The 20,740-nt window shown below is 68.5% G+C and carries 13 protein-coding genes; 5 read left to right on the top strand and 8 right to left on the bottom strand.

Annotated features, from left to right (window positions below; genetic code table 11):
- Nucleotides 1-71: 71 nt before the first annotated feature.
- The 6 genes from ABIA32_RS33105 to ABIA32_RS33080 all read right to left on the bottom strand — a co-directional run bounded on the left by ABIA32_RS33105 (nt 72) and on the right by ABIA32_RS33080 (nt 5,268).
- On the bottom strand, nt 72-305 hold the full coding sequence (locus tag ABIA32_RS33105) for a hypothetical protein (RefSeq protein WP_370103504.1): 234 nt from the start codon (nt 303-305) through the stop codon (nt 72-74).
- A gap of 1,260 nt (nt 306-1,565) precedes the next feature.
- Entirely contained in the window at nt 1,566-2,381 is an 816-nt protein-coding gene (locus ABIA32_RS33100) for a hypothetical protein (RefSeq protein WP_370103502.1), read from the bottom strand.
- 16 nt (nt 2,382-2,397) lie between these two features.
- On the bottom strand, nt 2,398-3,297 hold the full coding sequence (locus tag ABIA32_RS33095) for an aldo/keto reductase (protein WP_370103500.1): 900 nt from the start codon (nt 3,295-3,297) through the stop codon (nt 2,398-2,400).
- Nucleotides 3,294-4,478 (bottom strand): JmjC domain-containing protein, encoded by a 1,185-nt coding sequence (locus ABIA32_RS33090; RefSeq protein WP_370103497.1) that lies wholly within the window; start codon nt 4,476-4,478, stop codon nt 3,294-3,296. The genes ABIA32_RS33095 and ABIA32_RS33090 overlap by 4 nt, the downstream gene beginning before the upstream one ends.
- Before the next feature lie 14 nt (nt 4,479-4,492).
- A complete protein-coding gene (locus tag ABIA32_RS33085; RefSeq protein WP_370103494.1) occupies nt 4,493-4,633 on the bottom strand; it encodes a hypothetical protein in 141 nt (46 codons plus the stop codon).
- Between the two features lie 143 nt (nt 4,634-4,776).
- Entirely contained in the window at nt 4,777-5,268 is a 492-nt protein-coding gene (locus ABIA32_RS33080; protein WP_370103492.1) for an ATP-binding protein, read from the bottom strand.
- 191 nt (nt 5,269-5,459) lie between these two features.
- On the opposite strand from ABIA32_RS33080, the gene ABIA32_RS33075 reads away from it, so the two are divergent.
- On the top strand, nt 5,460-6,812 hold the full coding sequence (locus ABIA32_RS33075) for a tetratricopeptide repeat protein (protein WP_370103490.1): 1,353 nt from the start codon (nt 5,460-5,462) through the stop codon (nt 6,810-6,812).
- A gap of 28 nt (nt 6,813-6,840) precedes the next feature.
- Nucleotides 6,841-7,335 carry an NUDIX domain-containing protein gene (locus tag ABIA32_RS33070; protein ID WP_370103488.1) on the top strand — a complete coding sequence of 165 codons (495 nt, stop codon included), beginning with the start codon at nt 6,841-6,843 and terminating at the stop codon, nt 7,333-7,335.
- Between the two features lie 286 nt (nt 7,336-7,621).
- Here ABIA32_RS33070 and ABIA32_RS33065 read toward each other — a convergent pair whose 3' ends face one another.
- Entirely contained in the window at nt 7,622-10,309 is a 2,688-nt protein-coding gene (locus ABIA32_RS33065; RefSeq protein WP_370103486.1) for a Helicase associated domain protein, read from the bottom strand.
- A gap of 808 nt (nt 10,310-11,117) precedes the next feature.
- Here ABIA32_RS33065 and ABIA32_RS33060 point away from each other — a divergent pair.
- Together ABIA32_RS33060 and ABIA32_RS33055 are read left to right on the top strand one after the other, a co-directional pair.
- Nucleotides 11,118-11,906 carry a hypothetical protein gene (locus ABIA32_RS33060; RefSeq protein WP_370103484.1) on the top strand — a complete coding sequence of 263 codons (789 nt, stop codon included), beginning with the start codon at nt 11,118-11,120 and terminating at the stop codon, nt 11,904-11,906.
- Nucleotides 11,907-12,740: 834 nt separating this feature from the next.
- Nucleotides 12,741-18,998 carry an RHS repeat-associated core domain-containing protein gene (locus ABIA32_RS33055; protein WP_370103482.1) on the top strand — a complete coding sequence of 2,086 codons (6,258 nt, stop codon included), beginning with the start codon at nt 12,741-12,743 and terminating at the stop codon, nt 18,996-18,998.
- A 30-nt stretch (nt 18,999-19,028) separates the two neighbouring features.
- On the opposite strand, the gene ABIA32_RS33050 is transcribed toward ABIA32_RS33055, so the two are convergent.
- A complete protein-coding gene (locus ABIA32_RS33050; RefSeq protein ID WP_370103480.1) occupies nt 19,029-19,451 on the bottom strand; it encodes a hypothetical protein in 423 nt (140 codons plus the stop codon).
- A gap of 541 nt (nt 19,452-19,992) precedes the next feature.
- On the opposite strand from ABIA32_RS33050, the gene ABIA32_RS33045 reads away from it, so the two are divergent.
- On the top strand, nt 19,993-20,740 hold a 748-nt coding region (locus tag ABIA32_RS33045; RefSeq protein WP_370103478.1), incomplete at its 3' end, for a hypothetical protein.

Below are 20,740 nucleotides of genomic sequence, written 5' to 3'. Positions count from 1 at the left end.
GCCGCCGCGCCAGCGGGCATATCGACTACGGAACCTAGCCCCCGTGTCAACCATCACCCGAAGCCAAACCGTCAAGCATCAACCGAAGAACGACATTCATCTGCCGATTTGAACCAGTCGACTCGGATGGCGTCCATGTCCTCGGGTTCCAACTCATCAACGACCTCTTGCTGAGCCTTGGGCGTCTCCTCGCACTGGCCTCCAGCACTGAGTAGATCAAGAGCGTCCCAGTCTCGAAGCGATGAGCGGTGAAGGCGTTCAAGGGCATCGAGGTCAAAGAGCCCAAAGTTGCTTGTTTCGATCACCCCGGGACTCTACAGATCAACACCGACAATTCATCACGCTGCCGCAGCGGACCGGGGGCTACTGGCGGTGCCACTGTGGGAAATCTCAGCCCCGACCGGCCTGCCGCTCGTCCTTGTGCGCACGCTCAGGTCGACAGCGGAGGGGCTCGGAAATCTATGGGCCCCGACGTGGACGGGGGCAGAGGCTGATTTAGACCGACGCCGGTCGCCGAGAAGCGCTTTGGAGTCACGCAGAGCATGCACACGGGTGGGTGGGGTGGCTGTACAAGGGGCTGGACCTTGCTCCTCACCCGACCTGCACGGACAATGCCGTCGTGACTTCAGGGATTGATCGCCACAGGTGGCGGGCGGCAGTACGAAACGGCGCCGGCATGGCCATCGGCGGAGCGCTTGGGAATGTCGGCTACGCGCTGGTTTCGCGCCACTGGGGAGGGGCGTTGCCTTGGGAGGGGCTGTTGTTCGGAATCGCCGTCGCAGCGACCCTCGGTGCCCTCCTCCCTGGGCGTGAGCGACGTCTTCGACGCGGCGGGGGACACGGTGATCGAGTATCGATGGAAGCTTCGACAGTGGATGTCCCATTCGCCCTCGTCGCACTGTGCGTGATGATTCAGCTCGCCCGCGGCCATGTGAACTGGTTCGGGCTGCTGGGGATCATCCCGGCTTGGAGCGGGGTCGCGCACTTCTACCCGAACCTTCGACCCTTTCGGGTGCACCGTGATCGGCTGAGGCAGCGGACGTAGCCAGCCGGAAGAGTCGAGACCCGGGCCAGTCATCGGCCGGAGTAGAAGTCGAAGACCGAGGAGGCGACGCCTCTCGAACTCGAACTCGCCTTCGTCACGTTATGCCCGGGTCGGGCCCCTGCGGATGAAGGTGAGGGCAACGAATCCCAGCGCTTCAACTGGGAACCCCACAGAGGTGAAGTGCAGCGCCAAGAGCGCCATGCCCGCCCAGACCAAGACCGCGGCTGCTGACTCGCGTCTCAACTGCGCGGCGGATCGGCTGCTCGCGGAAGGGCGTATCACCTGGCGACCAGTGATCACCTGTACGAGATTCACCAGAGCCCCGATGCCAGCGACGCACGCGAGAACTGTCCACATGCCCGGGAGCATAGATGCTGGGACAAAATCTGGACCAGGGCGGATCAAGCACGTTGCGCTTGGGGAAACCCGGGCCGTCCCCTAGGTCAGAGACGGTAGGCAGAGACCCCGGCGCCATGTAGGCGCGGGGCGCTGCTGGGCGAACGTTTAGGCGTGCAGATCGTCAGGCCGGGATCTCCGAGCTGATGGGCACGGGTGGCCGAACGCCAGTGAGCTTGGTGGCGCGAGCAGCCAGGAGCGGAGCCAGCTCGGGGTAGTAGCCGCGTTGCACGGCTTGCAGCATCTCGGCGAGTGCGACCAGTTCGCCGATTCGGCCGGCGGGGGTGTCGAGCACGTGGCCGAACTCGGTGCGGATGCGTTCGGCGACATCGGGGATCAGGAGGCTGTTCACGTGCATCAGGCCTGGGTCGTATCCGTAGGGGAGCAGGCCCCAGCGTTCCCAGTCGAGGATGGCCAGTGGCGCGGTCAGGTTGCCCCAGTGCAGGTCCCCGTGTCCGGTGACGCGCTGAACCTTCTTCGGCGCGGGGATGCCGAGGAACTGAGGGAACGCCGCTTCGATCCAGCTGTCACGCAGGGTGGTCCGTACTCCGTGGGCTTGTCCGAGGCGGGTGAGGGCGCGGCGCAGGGTGCTCCACCACTCGTCGGACAGGCCAGGATTGTGGTCCAGGTCGGGGCGGTGGGGCGAGATGACCGGGTGGGGTACGTAGTCGAGGAGATCTGCCCCGTAGCGGTACCCGTCGGTGACCCAGTCCAGGGAGCCGTACAGCCGGGGGCGCGGCACGTCGTTCGGGATGAGCCCCGCCGCGCCGATGATGCCCTCACCCTGCGGGCGGGCAAGATCCGTCCTCTTGGTCGAGAAGACACGCACCCACTTGTCGCCCGCTCGTCGGCTGAGGGTGAGCCCGCGGTCCCCCCAAACCGGCGAGCCGTCGCAGGTAACCGCGAATCGGCGTGCCGCGTCCTGGTGCGCACTCTCCATGCGCGCCCTCATGTCGTCATCCGGCGGCGAGTACATCGATCACCTTCCTGAGTTCGTCGCCGGCTAGCGGGGTGGACAGCGCGGAGGCGGCGAGCTTCCAGTGTGCTCGCGTGCTGGCCGAGACGAGGACCACGTCCAGGTGCGGGCAGGAGCCAACGGCCAGGAGCGCGGCCTCGGCAGGCGTCAACACGGGGCGGATGAATTCCACCAGTTCGGGGGTCATGAGCTCGGGCAGTTCACCGCTGTGCAGGGGTGCGGAAGCGAAAGTGGCCAGGCCGTTGCTGTGCGCTTCCGCGAGCGGACCGAGTCCTGCCAAGGCAGCCGCGATGGGATCGACCATGACCAGGCTCACGGGTAGTTGGATGCTGGTCAGGTGGTGGAGGGACGAGCCCGCCGCCTGTTGCGCGAGTTCCAGCAGCTCCGCGACCGTGAACGCCCCGCCGGAGAAGCCGGACCAGGTGGCCACCCCGTAGCCGCCGATGCGTCCGTCGTCGGCAAACTCCTCCAAGACTCGGAACGCCCTGCGCAACGTGGCGTGCACGCTGGCGCGGTCGGGTTGGTGGTGTTCGGGGTTGTGGACGAACACCACGTCGGCGCGGCCGAGCTGGGCCAATGAGCGGTTGGTCTGCCAGCGGACGAAGGCCGGTCGAAGGCAGTGCCCGCTCGCGGCTTCGGCTTCGGTCAGTGCGCCGGCCGCGAGGGCTTCGCGACGCTGAGGGCCGGTGTGGAAGCCGGTCTTGGTCGAGACGCGCACGTTGGGGTACTCCATCAGGGCGCGGCGCAGTTCGCTGTGTGCCTGGCCGTGCTGGTAGTTCGGGGCGGTGTCGATCCAAGTGGCGCCGGATCGGCAGGCGGTGCGCGCCGCAGTGTCCACGGCGCGCACACGGTAGGTGCCCAGCCCCAGGGTGGCCGTCACAGTGCCGTCCTGACGACGGCCGCCGCCTGGCCCTCGATCAGGGTGGTGACGACCTCGGCTACGTCTTTGACTTCCAGGTCGGCGAGGTTCGCCAGGCCGCCGAGAGTGTGCGGGGTGCCGTCGAGGAGGGCGCGGAGCATCGGGACGGCTTGGTCGGAGAAGTCCCAAGCCGTTCCGGCAGCGGCGAGGGTCGCCATGCTGTTGTCGAGGGACAGGTGCGCGCGGGGCGCGGTGAGCCGGACGGTGATGGCGGGGTTGGCCGGCACCCCGGAGACGTAGGGCAGCGAGGTGGAAGCGCGCCCGAAGTCGGTGGCGTCGTTGGATGCCGCCCAGCGGGCCACCAGGCGGGGGTCCTCCAGTTCGCTGACGATCTCCGCGCGCAGGGCCTCGATGTAGTTCATCTGCGCCGTGGTGTCGGCGAAGCGCGGAATGTCGCGGCGCAGGGCGACACGGGCGCGCAGCTGGTCGACGACCCAGGTCAGCAGGTCGGCGCCGGTGTGGGAGACCAGGCCGAAGGTGAGATGCAGGGAGGCGGTTCCTTGGTCCGCGGTGACTGCGTGCCACCAGCCGCGGGGCAGGTAGAGCAAGTCACCGGTGTTGAGGACCAGGTCCGCGACCGGATCGTCCTGGGGCGGGTCCGGGGTCTCCACGTCGCGGAACGTCGGCACGTCGCGCGTCGCCCCGTACAGCTTCCAGCGCTTCGCACCGGAGACCTGGACCACCACCACGTCGTGGTCGTCCCAGTGCGTGCCGAAGCCCTCCCGGTCGGTCCACGAGGCGTAGGCGTTGACCTGGACCCGGGTGCCTACGAAGCGTTCCAGTGCCTCGGCGGACGCGCCGATGGCCGGGTGGATCTTCTCGATCGAGTCCAGGACCAGTGAAGCCCCTTCGGCGAGCCGGGCGTGCAGCTCGGCGGGCTGCACGCGGTGCCAAGTCACCGCGCGCCGGGTGGTGACCGGGAGCGTGTAGCGGTGAAGCGGCAGCATCTCGCCGTCCATCGAGAGGCGCAGGCGCGGCGGCTCCAGGCGTTGGGTGTCGAGGATGCCGTTCAGGTCGTCCCAGGACAGCAGGGCAGCCGCATCAGCGGCAGTGCCAGGGATGTGTGCATAGGAGCGGTTGTACGTCTGGGCGAGGAACGTGTCCCCGCCCAGACGCGCCGCCCACGAGGCAGCGTCATGCATCGTGGGCCGCCGGATCAGTCGTTGCCGTCGGTGCGGCCGCTGCTGACGTCGGAGGGCTGCTCCGTGCGCGCCCTGGCCGCCGCGATCTTCCGGGCCGCGATGACCAGCCCGCCCTTCGCGGCGGGGGCCGCCTCGGTGGTGTCGTGGGTCTGCATCGTGTGTTTCCTTCCTATGGGACGGAGCCCACGCCGGGGATTCGGCGCGGGGTGGTGCGCGCCGACCGCGTCAGGACGGACGCAGCCGACGCCATCCGCCAGGCCGGAGCATGGATGGTCCGGCGGAGGCTCAGGGATGGCGCTCAGGCGGAGAAGGCCAAAGGTTGGGTGAGGCGGGAATGCGCTACTTCCACCAGCACGGCCAGGCGGCGATCCGGGTCAAGGGCCTGATCCGGAGCGGTCTCGAACCAGACGACCTTGCCAGCCCCCTGCGGACACCAGCCGCAGGAGTGAGCGAGCGCGCCCACGAGGGCCAGGCCGCGACCGCCGTTGCCGGAGCCGATCGAGCCGTCGCCGCCAGGCGGGACGAGGCTGGTGTCCTCGACCTCGACCCGTAGTCGCTCACCGGTCCATCCGACGGTGACCTTGAAGGGAAGCTTCGTGTAGAGAGCCGCATTGGTGATCAACTCGCTCGCGCACAGCTCCACATCCCGCAGTGCGCCGTCCGAGAACGGCAGGTTCCAGAAGCGGGCCACCTCCAGCACCAGCAGCCGGGCCGGTCGCACAGCGGCGGCTTCCGGCTGGACCTCCCAGGTCTGAGGAGCCGGGAGCGAGGCGTGATCGGTGGTGTTCATCAGCCCTCCCAGACTGTGGCGGCAATCAGCGCAAGAGCGGGTAGCCGCCCGGAGGTTGGGCCCGGGGAAGCCTGGTTCGCAGCGTTCCGGGCGGCTGATACCGAGTGAACCGGCTCAAGAGCACGAGCGGTACGCTCGCCCACACGTAGAGTGGTTTACGCGGTTTACAGCTCCAGCTCAGGGGATTGATCGTGGCCACACGCAAGGAGCCCAACCACCGTTTCAAGGACGCGATTTCGGCGGACGGCTGGACCTACGAGTCCTTAGCAAGGGCAGTACAACGGGTAGCTGCCGAGAACGGCGAGACGCTGCTCACGAACAAGTCCGCCGTCGCCCACTGGGTCCGGGGCGCAGAGCCGAAGGGGCAGGCCGGCCAGTACATCGCTGAGGCGATGTCCCGCAAAGCCCGACGCCGAATCATCTTGGCCGAACTCGGCTTCGCGGAGCCCGAGGAGTCACTGGCGGCGAGTGCTGATCCAGTCGAGACAGCCGCCAACCTCGGCCGCGCTGACGTCGAGCGCCGCACTTTCCTGGCCGTCGCAGCATTCACCACGGCAGGCGTCGCGATGCCGCTGCTCTACGACCCCGAGCCGGTCTCCCGCCTCATGCGAGCCCGCACCGGCACCGTGCTGGTGGGCAACGAAGAAGTGGAGGTTGTCCGGCAGATCACCGCGGTCTTCAGCGCCGCGGACGAGCGCCTCGGCGGCGGACACGGGCTCACCACCGTCACGGCCTATCTCGCCGACACCGCCGCACCGATGCTCAGCGGACGCTTCCCCGACGAGGCAACACGTCGGCGCGCGTTCGGGGCCGTCGCAGAACTGGCGTACCTCGCCGGCTGGAAGCACCACGACCTCGGTCAAGAGGGCGCGGCCCAGCACTACTACCAGGTCGGCTACCAACTCGCCGTCGAGGCAGACCCCCACGGCCACGCCGGTTGGATGATGCGCGCCCTGGCCCACCAGGCCCTCAGCCTCAAGCAACCGCACCACTGCGTGGCATTGATCGAGAACGCGCTTGTCCGGAGCGTCGGCCGCGTAGACGGACAGACGGAGGCACTTCTCCACGTGACCCACGCTCGCGCCTACGCGGCCACCCGTGACAAGCCAGCAGCCGCCCGCGCACTCCTCGCCGCCGAAAGCGCCCTCACGCGTACCGACGAACCGCAGCCCAGCTTCTCCTTGGTGAGCGGGCCCGCCGCCGGCACCGTCGCCAGCCACACGGCCCGCACCCTCACCGACCTGGGTGACCACGCAGGCACCGAGCAGCAACACCGGGCCGCCCTGATCCGCTGGGACGCCGAGAAATACAGGCGCGTGCACGCCCTCACATACGCCGACCTTGGGGACAGCCTCGCTGCTCAAGCACGAGCAGATGAAGCCATCGCGACCTGGAGTCAAGCGCTTTCCCTCATGGACGGCATGACCTCGGACCGCACCAAGAAGGCGATCTCCTCGATCCGCCCCCACCTGGCGACCTACCGTAGACGCGGAGTCCCAGGGGCGACCGACCTGGAGCGCCGCGCACGCGAGGCACTGATCTAGCACCCGCACCGCAGGAAGGAGCCACAACGTGACACAGCAGACCGCCGACCAGCCCACCGCTCTCAAGCCCGCAACCGAGTCAATGACCCTGCTGGTCGCCGCCGTCATCGTCCACGACCTGGAGGGCCAACGCGTCGCACTGCTTCGACGTGGACCGAAGGCCAAGTTCGCCCAGGGCATGTGGGACCTTCCCGTGGGCAAGAGCGAGCCTGGAGAACCGATCACCGAGACGGCGGTACGCGAGCTCAAGGAAGAGACTGGCCTCATCGTCGCCCCCAAGGACCTGCGCTTGGCGCATGTCATCCACGGAGCCCGAGGCGTAGAGGCCCCCAACGGCTTCCTGACAGTCGTCTTTGCCACCCATCGCTGGTCGGGTGAGCTCTCGAACGGCGAGCCGGACAAGCATTCCGAAGTGGCATGGATCAGCACTGACGCCATCCCCACAGAGTTCGTGTCCACCACGGATGCTGCCCTACTCAGCTACCTGAGCGATGGTCCGAGCGTCTCGCTCGACTCGTGGTGACGACGACCTGCGACACGCGACGAGGACGCCGCCCGACTGTCCCCACTCAAGGACCGGCACGTCAACTCCACCGCCGCTACGCCTTCGAAGCCACCTCCCCTCCCAGGGGCTGCGCCCGCTGCGTGACCCGGCGCCGGAGGACGGGGGGCGAGGAGGAGCCGGAGTAAGGAGCGGCTCCGGCGGCGCCCTACTGGGGGAGGTCAGGGCCGGCGCCGATCGAGAGTGGGGTCAGCCGCGGGCGCAGTGGAGTCGGGCAGGCGCGGGTGAAGCAGCATTGCGGGCCGGGTCATCGCTCGACTGTCGTGGTGCGCCAGTTGGCGACGGTGGCGTCGGAGACGCGCATCTGGGTGCCGATCTGGCGGTGGGTGAGGTGGGTGCTGGCGGCGAGGAGGGCAGTGATGTCCGGGTAGCCGAGTTCGCGGGCGCGGGCCTGGTGGTGTTGGCGGGTGTGCCAGGACTTGGTGCCGTGGGTCCAGTCCCAGCACGGGAGGGCTTCCAGGGCCTGGGTGCGGGCCGGGTGGAGTCGGCCGGTGCGGTGTTCGCGGCGCTGGTCGGCGGACCACGCACCCAGGGCCAGGCCGTCCGGGGTGATCAGGTCTTCGGGGAGATCGGTTGTGCCGTGGGTGCGGGCGTGGTCGTGGAGGGCCTGCAGATGCTGGTGCCAGTGATTGTCGTCGCGGTAGTCGACGGGCTCGGTCCAGCTCCAGCCGGGGATCGCGTCGAGTTCGGCCCGCAGGGTTGCGGGCAGTGCGCCTGCCGTGTGCCGGGAGCGAACCACCAGGATGTTGCGGCCGAGCAGGTAGCCGTCCGCGGTGGTGTGGCTGACGGGGATCCGGGCGTGGCCCTCGCTTCGCAGGAAGGCTTCGAGGTGGGTGAGGAGTTGCCGCCAGCGGTGGCCGGTGGGCAGGCTCCAGGTCCAGCCCGGGTAGGCGGCCAGTTCGGCGGCCTTGGCCAGCGGCAGCCGGCCGTCGACGAACCGCTGCCGGGCCCGCACCGCCCAAGCCCCGAAGTCGAAGCCGTCCTCGGTGACGAAGGAGTGCGGGATCGGGATCTGACCGTCGTCTTGGCTCCACTCACGGAGGGCGCGGATCGCGGCGGGCCAGAGGTCTTCCTGGACGCGCCAGCGCCAGCCGGGCAGCGCCTCCAACTCGGCGACCTGGCGGCGGGTCAGCTCGCCGCGGCGGTGGCGGGTGCGGCAGGCGTGCAGCCAGCGGCCGAGGTGGTAGCCGTCCTCGGTCACCAGAGAGGAGCTGATACCGGCCACGCTGCCGTGCCGGCCCGTGTAGGCGCGCAGTTCGGCCAGGCCCTGGGGCCAGCCGCGTTCCTGGCTGGGCACCCACAGCCAGCCGGGCAGGACTTCCAGCCGCTCCCGGCGCTCGGGGGTCATGACGTGGTGGCCGCTTGTGCCGTGGGCCCGCTGCTTGTCGACCCAACGGCCCACCAGGTAGCCGCCGGGGTTGCGGTGCCGCTGCGGGACCCGGGCGTGCCCGTGGGCGGCGACATACTCCAGCAGCGCGGCATAGCCAGCCTCCCAGCGCGCCTGTTCCGGGTCCCAGACCCAGCCGGGCAGTTGCTCCAGGTCGCGGGCGCGCTGCGGGCGCAGTTGTCCGCGGCGCCGGGCGGTGCGGACCTGGCCGACCCAGACGCCCAGGCGGTAGCCGCTGTCGGTGCGGTAGTCGACCGGGGGGCGCGCGTCACCGTGGGCGGCGGCGTAGGCCTGGAGGGCGCCGTAGCCGTACTCGTATGAGTCGGAGCCGTGCTCGATCACTCGCGTGGTGAACGCGGTCAGGAACCGGGCGCCGACCTCGCCGGGGAAGCACACCTGGATCTGCTCGGGCAGCACAGGGGCCGGCTCTCCGCCCTCGTCGTAGCCGCCGAGACGCCGACGCAGCAGCCCCAGCGCAGTGTCCAGGCGGTCGTCGTGGTCGCGCAGCGCGCGGACGATCTGCCACACGTGCCGGAACGCGGAGTCCTCCAGCACGGCCTGGCCGCTCTCGCCCTCGGCCAGGTAGACCGGCACCAGGATCACCGACGGGGCGCTGCGGTCGGGGCTGATCCGCAGCGCCCGCCCGACGGCCTGGGTGATGTCGATCTGGGAGCCGCGCGGGGCGATGAACGCGACGCCGTCCAGCGCGGGCACATCGATACCCTCGGCCAGCACCCGCACGTTGTTCACCACCGTCCACTCCCGCGCGCCGGTGTCCCGCAGCCGCTGCAGGGCGGCGGCACGCTCCTTTCCGGGCATCGCGCCGTCCAGGTGCAGCGTGGTCAGTGCGGCGACCGGCCGGCGGTCGGCGGGCAGTGCCGCGACGGTGCGGGCCAGGCTGCGGTGGAACTCCCGGGACTGCGCAACGCGGTTGTGGAAGGCCAGCATCCGGCGCAGGCCGAACGTAGCGGCGGCCTGGGCCAGGGCGATCTGCGCCGCGGCGGTCGCCGCCGGGAGCCTGCCCGCACCGAGCTCCGCCAGGTCCAGCTCCGGGTTGTCCAGGACCAGTTGGTGGGCCTCGCGCCCGGTGACGCCGACCACCACCAGGCGGTAGTCCTGCAGCAACCCCTGGGCGATCGCCTGCGCGAACGACAACGTGTACAGGCGCGGCCCGTACACCGCCTCGTCGTCCATCCCGACCAGGTCCTGGTCGCGCTCGGCGCCGGTGCGAACCTTCGGGGTCGCCGTCAGGAACAGCCGGCGCGCGGCGGGAATCCGGGCCTCGTTCAGCACGGTCCCGAAGGCCGCCACCCGGTCGCCCGCCGTGCGGTGCGCCTCGTCGCACACCACCAGATCCAACGGAGCCAGCGCCCCGTCACGGTGGGCGGCGTAGGCCTCGGCGATACGCGGCGAGGAGTGGTAGGTGCCGAACAGCACCCGCAATCCCGGCCCGACCCGGTGAGGAGCGGTCAGGAATGCGGTGATGCGGCCAGGGTCGGTGGTGGTCTCCAGCGCCAGCCTGTCCAACAACTCGGACAGCTCCGCCACCTAGTCACCGCCCATAGCGTCGCCCTCGCGTTCGGCCGCCTGGTCCGAGCAGATGGCCAGCACCTGAAGCGGCACCCCGGCATCCGCCCGCCAGGATCTGCTCGGGCATGGTGGAGCCCCAGGATTGGAGTGTGGCTGTGGACATGTCGGCGTCCAGCCAGGTGCCGTCGTGGACCCCGGACAGATCCAGGTGAACGGTGTACCCGGTGGGGATGGGGGGTGCACGCCATCACTACCTGACCGCGCCCGCCCCCGGACAGGGCGGCCGTCACCGCGGCGAGGGCGTCACGCTGGTGGTCCCGCAACTCCCGCACGTGCCGCCGCTCCTCCTGTTGCGGTGCGTGTTCTTGGCGCGCCGACTCCTGCCGACACGAAACAGTTGAGCGCATTGCGCATGCGGTCGGCCGGCGCTTGCCAGCCCGCCCCGGTTGCTCGGTGCCAGGCATCGGCGCGCGAAAGCCGGGCCGACTGTCCCTTTGATCCCACTTCAGGACGGTGGATTAGTAGGACATGGGCCGTCCGGTCGGCTTACGCCTGATCCGGGCCAGTTACCCGACTCGGACGGATCCTCCATCACAGGTCAGCATCAGAGCTCGGCCATGGAGATCCGGGCAGGCGTCGACCGGGCGGCGCCTCGGCCCCCACTTCCCGGCCGCCCCGCCCGAGACCGGCCCCCTGGGCGAGCTGCTGCGGGGCGGTCGCAGGGCGCTGCTGGATCGGGCCACGCCAGCGCCCCGGGGCCCGGTTGATATAACGGCTGCTCCGAGGCCCCGCCGCTGAAGTGCGGGGTCTTCGCCAAGGAGCATGAATGCGCATCCGCATAGCCGCGCCGGTCCTCGTCGGCGCACTCACCCTCGCGGCACTGGCAGCGCCCACCGCGGCATGCGCCGCGACCGCGACGGGCGCGCCGGTCATCACCGGCGCCTCGGCCACCACGATGGTGCTCGGCCTGACCGGCCGAGCCACCCAGGTCCTGCGCATCAGCGCCACCGACGCGGCAGGCATCAAGAGCATCCGGGCCATCCCGTGGCCGGAAGCCGCCGTGGCCAAGGGCTACAAGGTCACCGCCGCCGAGGTGGCCAGCAGCAACCCGCTGCCGGCCGTCAGCCACACGGCTACCACCGAGACGGCCGGGCTGACCGACACCATGAACTACAACGTCGAGCAGATGCACATCCCCAACGCCCTGGCCGGGAGCGTCTACGACATCGCGGTCCTGGTCACCGGCAAGAACGGCAAGACCACCTTCACCGCTAAGGCCGGCACCTTCAGCTTCAAGCGCGCCGACACCCTGAACGCCAAGGCCTCGGCCACCACGGTGCGCAAGGGCTCCTATCTCACGGTCAACGGCCAGCTCACGCGCGCCAACTGGGACCGGTTCGCCTGGCAGGGCTACGCCAGCCGCTGGGTGGCGCTGCAGTTCCGCACGACCGGCACCAGCACCTGGAACACGGTGACATGGGTCCGCTCCACCAGCAGCGGCGCCGTCACAGCGGCCGTCCGGGACTACCGCTCCGGCACCTGGCGCTTCGTCTACGCGGGCGACACCGCCAGCGGCGCGACCGCCTCCGCGGCGACGTGGGTCACCGTCAAGTAGGCACCCCCCCCAATACCGGCAAGGGCCGGTCACCCCGTACGGGGTGACCGGCCTTCGTCACACAGCGGCGTCGCTTCGTCCTGTTCACACCGAAACGACGCGTGCGATGGCTTCGCGCCGGGCTCGTGATGGTTCGTCCACCACGACGCCGAACGACGTATCACGGTCGCCGGCTGTTCGATGCGCCTCGCCACATGCCGCCAGCTCGCACAAAGCCAGCGCACCCCGTCCAAATGCGCGGCGTGGGCCTCGGCGATCCGCGGCCAGAACCCTCCGCGCTTCCCCGGCTTCCGTGCGGCAGGCGCGCACCGTCTGCGCCGGCAAAGCCAGCGGCGGAACGAGACCAGCGCCGACCCACCCGTGGCACGGCGGTCGGCCGCCCCTTTGACGCCGGTACGGGAGGCAGATTTGGCATCATTCCGCCACGGAAGAGCCTTATGGCCGATCCAGGCGTCTCGCCTGGATCGCGTGGTTCAACGCGCATCTTCCATCACGGTTCCGCATCCGCCGACTGGGAGTTTCCTGATGGCGGCTGTGTGATGGCTCGCCAGGTGACGACAGTTCAGTCGATCAAAGCGGACCAAAGCGATCCGCATCTAACCCTGAGTGATATTTGAGCCCTGCCCTCGCGTAGATGTCCGTCAATGGAAGATCAACATCTGCCCAGGTCATCGACCGTGCTTCGCATACGGGTGGGATGATCACGCGGCCGCATCCGCGTTCTTCACGGATACGGTCCGTAATTGATCTTTCCGAAGGCAGAGCACTTTGTTCTCACGCAGATTCGCGGGCGGGCTGATAGGCCCACCGATTGCCAGACGGGCGGCGGTCACCGTGACCGGCGCGCTCGTCTCCACGATGATCGCGGTCATCTCGCCCGCCGGGCCGGCCAAGGCCGACGCGGCCAGCACCTCCACGACGCCCGTCGCCTCGCGTCCGGACGCCTACGCCGCCATGATGGCCGCGAAGAAGCAGGGCAGCGCGGTCGAGGTGCTGGACGACCGCACCGACACCTCGCAGACCCTCGCCAACCCCGACGGCACCTTCACCTTCAACACCTTCGCCCAGCCCAAGTGGGTCAAGCAGGCCGGGTCGTGGAAGGACCTGGACCCCACCCTGGTCCAGAACACCACCACCGGGGCCTGGTCCCCGGCCCTTTCGGAGTCGTCCCTGGTGCTCTCCGGCGGCGGCACCAGCGCGCTGGCGACGATGACCGTCGACGGCAAGCAGCTCGGCCTTGCCTGGCCGAACGCCCTGCCCACCCCCACCGCGTCGGGCGCCACCCTCACCTACCCGAACGTGCTCGCGTCCGGGGTGGACCTGCAGGTCACCGCCACCGCGGCGGGCGGCGTCGAAGAGACGCTCGTCATCAAGAACGCCACCGCCGCGGCCGACCCCGGTCTCGCGGACCTGGTGCAGAGCGTCAACGCGAGTAACGGCACCGTGGTGTCCGCCGACGCGGGCGGCAACCTGACCGACACCACCAGCGGAGGCAGCCTGCTGGTCAACGCGCCCGCCCCGGTGATGTGGGACTCGGCCACCGCCACCGACGTCACCACCACGCCATCGGCCAGTCCCAGTCCGACCGGCAGCACGATGGCCAGCGGCACCCAGGCTGCCGGCGCGCTTGCCTCGCTGGTGGCGTCCGTGCCCCAGCCGGTCACGCACTCGACGACGCGGACGCCGGGTAACCACGCCCACCAGGCACGGGTGAAGGCCACCTTCAAGAACCACAAGCTGCACCTGACCGCGGACACCTCGCTGCTGACGGCGAAGAGCACCGTGTTTCCTGTGTTTGAGGATCCCGCGTTCGTGCCGCACCCGGCCTCTGGGGCGACGCTGCACTGGGACGAAGTCCAGCAGGCCTACCCGACCACCTCGAACTACGACGCCGCCCCCGGCTCGGGTCTCGCGGTCGGGTACCAGGGCTTCTCCTCCCCATACGGGATCGAGCGCAGCTACTACAACCTGAGCATCCCCTCGGCGATCTACGGCGCGACGATCCTGTCCGCGACCTTGAACACCACGGTCACCTACGCAGCCTCCTCGGGCTCGACCTCCACGACGGTCGACGCGTACTCCACGTGCGCGATCTCGGCGTCGACCACGTGGAACGCGCAGCCGTGCCACGACAGTGCGGCCAACCCGAACTACCCGAACCCGAACGTGGCCAAGACGTTCACCACGACCAGCCAGAGTCCGAACCTGGCCGTGGGGCTCGATGTGACCGCGGGCATGCAGAAGATCGCGAACATCCACAACGCCAACTGGACGATGGAGCTGGCCAACGCGACCGAGACCGATGACACCCACCTGGTCCGGTTCGCCGACAACCCGACGTTCTCCATCACCTACAACAACCCGCCGGCCACCCCGACGAACCTGTCGGTGACCCCGTCGAACGTCGTGGGCTCGACGACGTACACGTCCACCGGCTCCCCGACCCTGTCCGCGTCCTCCACGGACGCCAACAACGACACGGTGCAGTACAGCTACCAGATCCTTTCTGGAAGTACCGTCAAGGCCTCTGGCACCACTGCCTTTGTGAACTCCGGTACCGCCGCCACCTGGGCGCCGTCCACGGCGCTGGCTGACGGCGCCTACACCTGGCAAGTCCGTGCCTACGACGGCCACGACTACTCCGCCTGGACCACCGCCCAGGCCTTCACCATCGATACCACCACCCCACCGGCACCCAGCGTGACCTGCACGAACTTCCCGCAGAACACCTGGGAGAGCACCACCGCCTCCTCCACCTGCACCTTCACCGACACCGCCGGAGACACCTCCGGCTACACCTACACCCTGAACGGAGCCACCCAACCCGCGGTCACCGGACCCACCGGAAGCCCCACGGTGACGGTCGGCAAGATGTGGAACACCCTCAGCGTCCAGGCCGTGAACAATGCCGGCACGCCGAGCACCGCCACGAGCTACCAGTTCGGCTACGGCACCTCCGGCATCTCGACCCCCGCCGACCAGGCCACCACCTCCACCAGCTTCCCGCTGAGCGCGGTGGCCAGCGGACACGCTGACAGCACCAAATTCCAGTACCGGGTCGGCACCACCGGAGCCTTCACCGACATCCCTCCCGCCGACGTCACCGTCAACGGCACCACGCTGACGTCCTGGCCGGTCGGAGACACCTACGAGGTCTTCGGCAGCCAGGTCAATTCCATGACCGCCGACATGGTCTGGAACGCCGCCCACACTCTGAACAACGACGGGCTGATCCAGATTCAGGCCGTCTTCACCGCCAGTGGCAACAGCTGGACCACCTCCCCGGTCACCATCACCCTCGACCGGCTCGGCACCGGCACCGACTTCGGCACCACCCAGGCCGGCCCCGCCACCGTCGGACTCCAGTCCGGCAACGCCTCCATCAGTGCAGGCGACGTCAGCATCGCCAGCTACGGCACCGGCCTCTCCGTCGCACGCACCTTCAACTCCCTCAAGCCCGGCGCACTCAGCACCGGCTTCGGACCCGGCTGGACCACCAGCCTCCCCACCGCCGGCAACTCCTGGGCCTCGGTCACCGACGACGGCACCTACGCGCTGCTCACCGGCCAGGACGGCTCCAAGCTGACCTTCGCCGCCGGTACCCCCAGCAACGGCACCACGCCCTACACCGGCCAGGGCCCCGCCGCCGTCAGCGGCCTGACCCTGACCAAGAACTCCACTGGCTTCACCCTCGCGGACACCAGCGGCACACAGGTCACCTTCGCACTGCCCACCGGCGGCGTCGGCGGCCTCTACCTGCCCACCACGGTCACCCAGCCCGGCTCAACGAAGTCCACCGGGTACATCTACGACCCGAACGCCGACACCACCCAGGGCAAACTGATGCTCATGGTCGCCCCCAATGCGGCGACCAGTACCCCGAACACCACGGCCTGCCCCTACCCGGCCACCTCGGCCTCCTGGGCGGTCGGCTGCCGGGGCCTGCAGTTCGGCTACGACAGCACCACCGGCAACATCAACGAAGTCGACCTCCTCACCACCGACGGCACCACCCTGACCACGACCCCTGTCGCCAAGTACACCTACGACGCGCAGAGCCGCCTGGTCACCGAGTGGGACCCGCGCATCAGCCCCGCGCTGGTCACCACGTACACCTACGATGAGACCAGCACGGATGCGGACTACCAGCGCCTGACCCAGATCAGCCCCGCCCAGTCCGCGGGCAGCAACGCTCTCGCCCCGTGGGTGCTTGCCTACAACGACACCGCCACCAGCGCGGACTACGGCAAGCTGGCCTCCGTCACCCGCACCCACAACGCGGCGAACGGCGGCGGCACCGCCAAGACCGTGGTCGCCTACAGCGTCCCGCTCACCGTCGCCGCGGGCGGACCGGCCGACATGGACGCCACCACCATCAAGAACGGTTGGGGCCAGAACGACGCCCCCGCCTCCGCGGTCGCGATCTTCCCCCCCGACCACGCCCCCACCAGCAACCCGCCCACGGACTGGACCTACGCCCAGATCCTGTACTACGACGCTAACGGCCGGCACGTGAACACCGCCAGCTACAACAACGGCTGGAACATCACCACCACCGAGTACGACCAGTACGGCAACACCATCCGCAATCTGACCGCAGCTAACCGGGCCACTGCTCTCGCTGCCGGCAGCACCTCCGCCGCCGTCGCCGCCCAGCTCGACACTCAGAGCGTCTACAGCAGCGACAGTACCCAGCTGACCGACACCTACGGTCCCGCCCACCAGGCCCTGGCCGCCGGCACCATCCAAACCATCCGCACCCACGTCCACCAGGTCTACGACCAGGGCGCGCCCAACGGCGACAAGGACACCAACGGCAACCCCTACCACCTCGTCACCAGCCAGACCGTGACCGCCAGCCTCGGCACCTCGGTACCGGGAAGCAGCGACGTCGACGGTCGCACCACGCAGTCGATCTACAACAACGGCAGCGACAATACTGGCTGGACCCTCCGCACCCCCCTGCAGACCGTCACGGACCCCGGCACCGGTCACCTCAACATCACCAAGACTGTCGCGTACAACGAGAACTCAGGGTTGTACGGAGGGGAACCTCTGCAGATCTCCAGCAGCCAGCCAAGCGACACTACGGGTGCCGGCGCCGGCACCGCCAAAACCATCTACTACACCGCCGGCAGCAACAGTGCCGACTCCGCCTGCGGCAACCAGCCCGCCTGGACCGACCTGGCCTGCAAGACCGAACCCGCAGCCCAACCTGGCACCGCCGGACTGGCCAGCCTCCCAGTCACCCAATACACCTACAACACGTACCTGTCTCCCCTGACTACGACGCGGACCTATACGGCCGCGGACGGGAGCACGTCCACTCGAACGACGACGGCCAGCTACGACAGCGACAACCGCCAGGTTCAGAGCAGTATCACCACCACCGGTACGGGAATGGGCGCGGCTGTTGCGCCCGCGATGACCGTCTACGACGCCAGTACCGGCCTGGCAACGGACACGCAGAGCCTCGACAGTGGTGGCAGTGTCACCGCCGACCTCAAGACCACCTACGACGACTGGGGTCAGGTCAGCACCTACACTGACGCCTCGGGCCAGGTCACCAGCTACGTCTACGACCTGGCTGGCCGGCCGGTCAGCCGCAGCGACAGCAGCGACACAACGACCCTCGTTTACAACGGGGGTACCAACCACACGGGTCAGCTCACTGGGGAGACAGACACCAAGGCTGGGAGCTTCGGCTACTCCTACAGCGCGAACGGCAGCCTCAGCAGTTGGACGTACCCTGGCGGCACGACCGGCACGCTCACCGTCGACTCCACGGGAACGAACACCGCAGAAACGTATACGAACAGCAGTTGGAGCAACCCGCTCAGCGACACCGTCGTCAGAGACGCTGCCGACAACTGGGTCAGTCGTACAACTCTGGCCTCCAGCCAGTCCTACGGTTTTGATGCCGCAGACCGACTGAAGACCGTGAGCGATACGCAGCTGGGTCAGTGCACCACCCGCACGTACGCCTACGATGCGAACTCCAACCGGACCGGCCTGACCACCGGCGCACCAAACGCCGACGGCACTTGCCAGAACACCACCACGTCGACCACCTCGCACAGCTATGACAGCGCTGACCGGATCACCGACACCGGCTTCGCCTACGACACCCAGGGAAACGTCACCACAACTCCCTCGGCCTACGCAGGTGGCAACGGCGACCTGTCCGCCACCTACTTCTCCAGCAACATGGCGGCCAGCCAGACCCAGGCAGGCGACACGATCACCTGGGCTCTGGACCCCGCGGGCAACCGCACGCTCACCCAGACCGACAGCAGCACCGGGTCGACCACCACGAACCACTTCGCGGACAACTCGGACAGCCCCGACCTGGTCACCGACGCAACCGGTGGTTGGACCCGCCTCGTCACCGGGCCCATCGGACTGCTCGCACAGGTAACCGCGACGGCGACAACGTTCGAACTCCGTGACCTGCACGGGGACGTCCTGGCGAACATCAACGCCAGCGACAACTCCGTCGCCGCGACCCACACCTACAGCGAATTCGGCGCCGCCGAGACCGGTCCGGCCCAGAAGTACGGCTGGCTGGGAGCCGACCTTCGCTCCGGTGGAGCCCTCGGCGGGCAGGTCCTCATGGGCGCACGGGTCTACAACCCCTACACCGGAAGGTTCAGCCAGGTCGACCCGGTGACGGGCGGCAGCGCGAACAGCTACGACTACACCAACCAGAATCCGATCAACCAGTACGACCTGACCGGCCAGTACTCCGAGTGGTGCAGCTGGGACAGCGGCATCCGGTGGGGCGGCTGGCAAGACACCTGGAGTGGGTGGCAGGCCAGCTGGTGGAAGTCCTGGATCATCAAGGTCCTGCAGGGATGGGAGTACATCTGTCCTATTCAGGTCCAGATCGACGGCCTCTGGACCAGGTGGGGCTACGAGGTCCAGTTCTGGGTCGAGATCTACGGCGGGCAATGGCACCGCACGCGCGAGACGTTCTACTGGTATCAGTCCAAGTGCCAGTACGCCTTCACGCTCTTCTGGTGGAGCCCCACCCTCCACGACACATGGTATGAGTCGCCATCCGTCTACGACTCGTCCTACTACTACTACTAGGAATCGGCAGTAGCGCCGGGGGGTGTGACCTCACACACAGGGGCCACACCCCCCTGCACCAAGGGAGTTCTCCGCATCATGACCGAGCACCTTCTCAAAATCGCCGTCGGCGTCGTCACGGTCATTTGCTCCAGCATCGCAGCATCGAAGATTGCATCCCGCCGGGGTGCCAATTCGGCGGACTGGAGTTTCATAGCCATCTTTCTCGGCCCGGCCGCAATCGTCCTCCTCTTGCTGTTCGGAGGGAAAGGCCGCAAAGCTCGCCAACAGCGAGCGGGCCTGAATCGTGAAGCTCCAAAATGACATCCGCTGGAGCCGGGGACGGGCAGCACTGATCTGCACCGGCATCTGGAGCACGATCATTGGCCCGTTGCTCAGGTCGCATCGGTCGAGATAGCGCAAACGCCAGGCCCGCCTTCCCAACCGATCGGGAAAGCGGGCCTGCTGCGCCATCGCGGTGGTGGCTTCAAGGTCCGCCGGGGCCCATCCGCCCCAGGGGCCGTGCCAGAAGCGTGCCAGATCGAGTGGAGAACGGGGGTCCGCAAGGGTCTGTTGCGATCTTGAGAAGCATCCCTGGACTCGAAGAAACGGCAGATCAGAGGCTTGATCGACGCTATCGCCGCCAGGATTCCCAAGCTTAGAGCGCGAGTTCGATTCTCGTCGCCCGCTCCACTGCTTAAGGCCCAGGTCAGGGGCATGATCCCCGGCCTGGGCCTCTTGCTTTTCGCTCACCATTCGGGGCGGCGTGCCCGCTACGAGCCTAGCTGGGCGAGAGAGACGGAGCCGAGGTCGGTAGGCCCCCCAATCCCGGCTGGGGCCACAGGACCCCTCGCCCGGACCGAAACGCCAACCGGCGTAGACGCGCATGAGCCCCGGCGGTCACTGTTCGAGTGCGGAGTCACGCAGAGTTGCGCTATGGTCCCGCTCGGTAAAGAAAGATGACCCCGGCGGCGCGCCAACGCCCCGGGGTCCGGCACCAGGAGACACACCTCCCATGCACATCCATCGTAGCCAGCACACCTCCGGATTCACGGCACTCCCCAACGAGTTGCTCCAGAACCGTCGCGTTTCCTATACGGCGAAGGGCTTGCTGTCCGATCTCCTCTCCCGCCCCGACGGGTGGCGCGAGGACGGGAAGAACATGGCCGACAACAGCCCGCAGGGCCGCGGTGCGATCAGGCGGGCGCTCCGCGAGCTGACCGATGCGGGGTACTACCGGGTCGTCAAAGTCCGGCAGGAAGACGGCAGGATCCTAAGTGAGGCTCACGTTTACGACGTGCCTCAGCCGGCCGTGGCACCGGGGGTGGACTTCCCGGACTCCGGCGAGCCAGGTGTTGACCGCCCTGGCGCCAAACCCCCAAAGAAACGGGAGAAAGAACCCACCCTCCCCGCGCAGCGGCGACCGGGTGAAACGGGCGGCAGCACGTTGACGGTACCGCAGAGCGATCCGGCCACGCGGGAGGCCGTCGCCGCGCTGTACCGGGTGACTCGCGGCGAACCTCGGCTGCGTCTCGGTGCCGCGGAGGCGCTGGAGTTGGCCCCGCTCGTCGCGACCTGGTTGGAACGCGTCGACGAACGTGACCTCGCACAGGCGCTGTTGCCCGGGCTGCCCCGCTTCGTCATGTCGGCGAGAGGGCTGCTGAAGGACCGCCTGATTCGAAAATCCCCGCTTCGTGACCGTTTCCGCTGTTCAGGGCGTCCCGATGGGTTGGAGGTTGACTTGGTAGCCGAGTTGGTTCAGT

The sequence above is a fragment of the Streptacidiphilus sp. MAP12-20 genome (genome assembly GCF_041262525.1).
Lineage (GTDB): Bacteria > Actinomycetota > Actinomycetes > Streptomycetales > Streptomycetaceae > Streptacidiphilus.
This window is presented reverse-complemented; position numbering and strand designations above follow the sequence as displayed.

What these genes read in the sequence shown, in the direction of transcription:
- ABIA32_RS33080 (WP_370103492.1), bottom strand. Translation starts at nt 5,268, where the DNA reads ATGAACACCACCGATCACGCCTCGCTCCCGGCTCCTCAGACCTGGGAG.
- ABIA32_RS33085 (WP_370103494.1), bottom strand. Translation starts at nt 4,633, where the DNA reads ATGCAGACCCACGACACCACCGAGGCGGCCCCCGCCGCGAAGGGCGGG.
- ABIA32_RS33100 (WP_370103502.1), bottom strand. Translation starts at nt 2,381, where the DNA reads ATGGAGAGTGCGCACCAGGACGCGGCACGCCGATTCGCGGTTACCTGC.
- ABIA32_RS33090 (WP_370103497.1), bottom strand. Translation starts at nt 4,478, where the DNA reads ATGCATGACGCTGCCTCGTGGGCGGCGCGTCTGGGCGGGGACACGTTC.
- ABIA32_RS33050 (WP_370103480.1), bottom strand. Translation starts at nt 19,451, where the DNA reads ATGGCGCAGCAGGCCCGCTTTCCCGATCGGTTGGGAAGGCGGGCCTGG.
- ABIA32_RS33060 (WP_370103484.1), top strand. Translation starts at nt 11,118, where the DNA reads ATGCGCATCCGCATAGCCGCGCCGGTCCTCGTCGGCGCACTCACCCTC.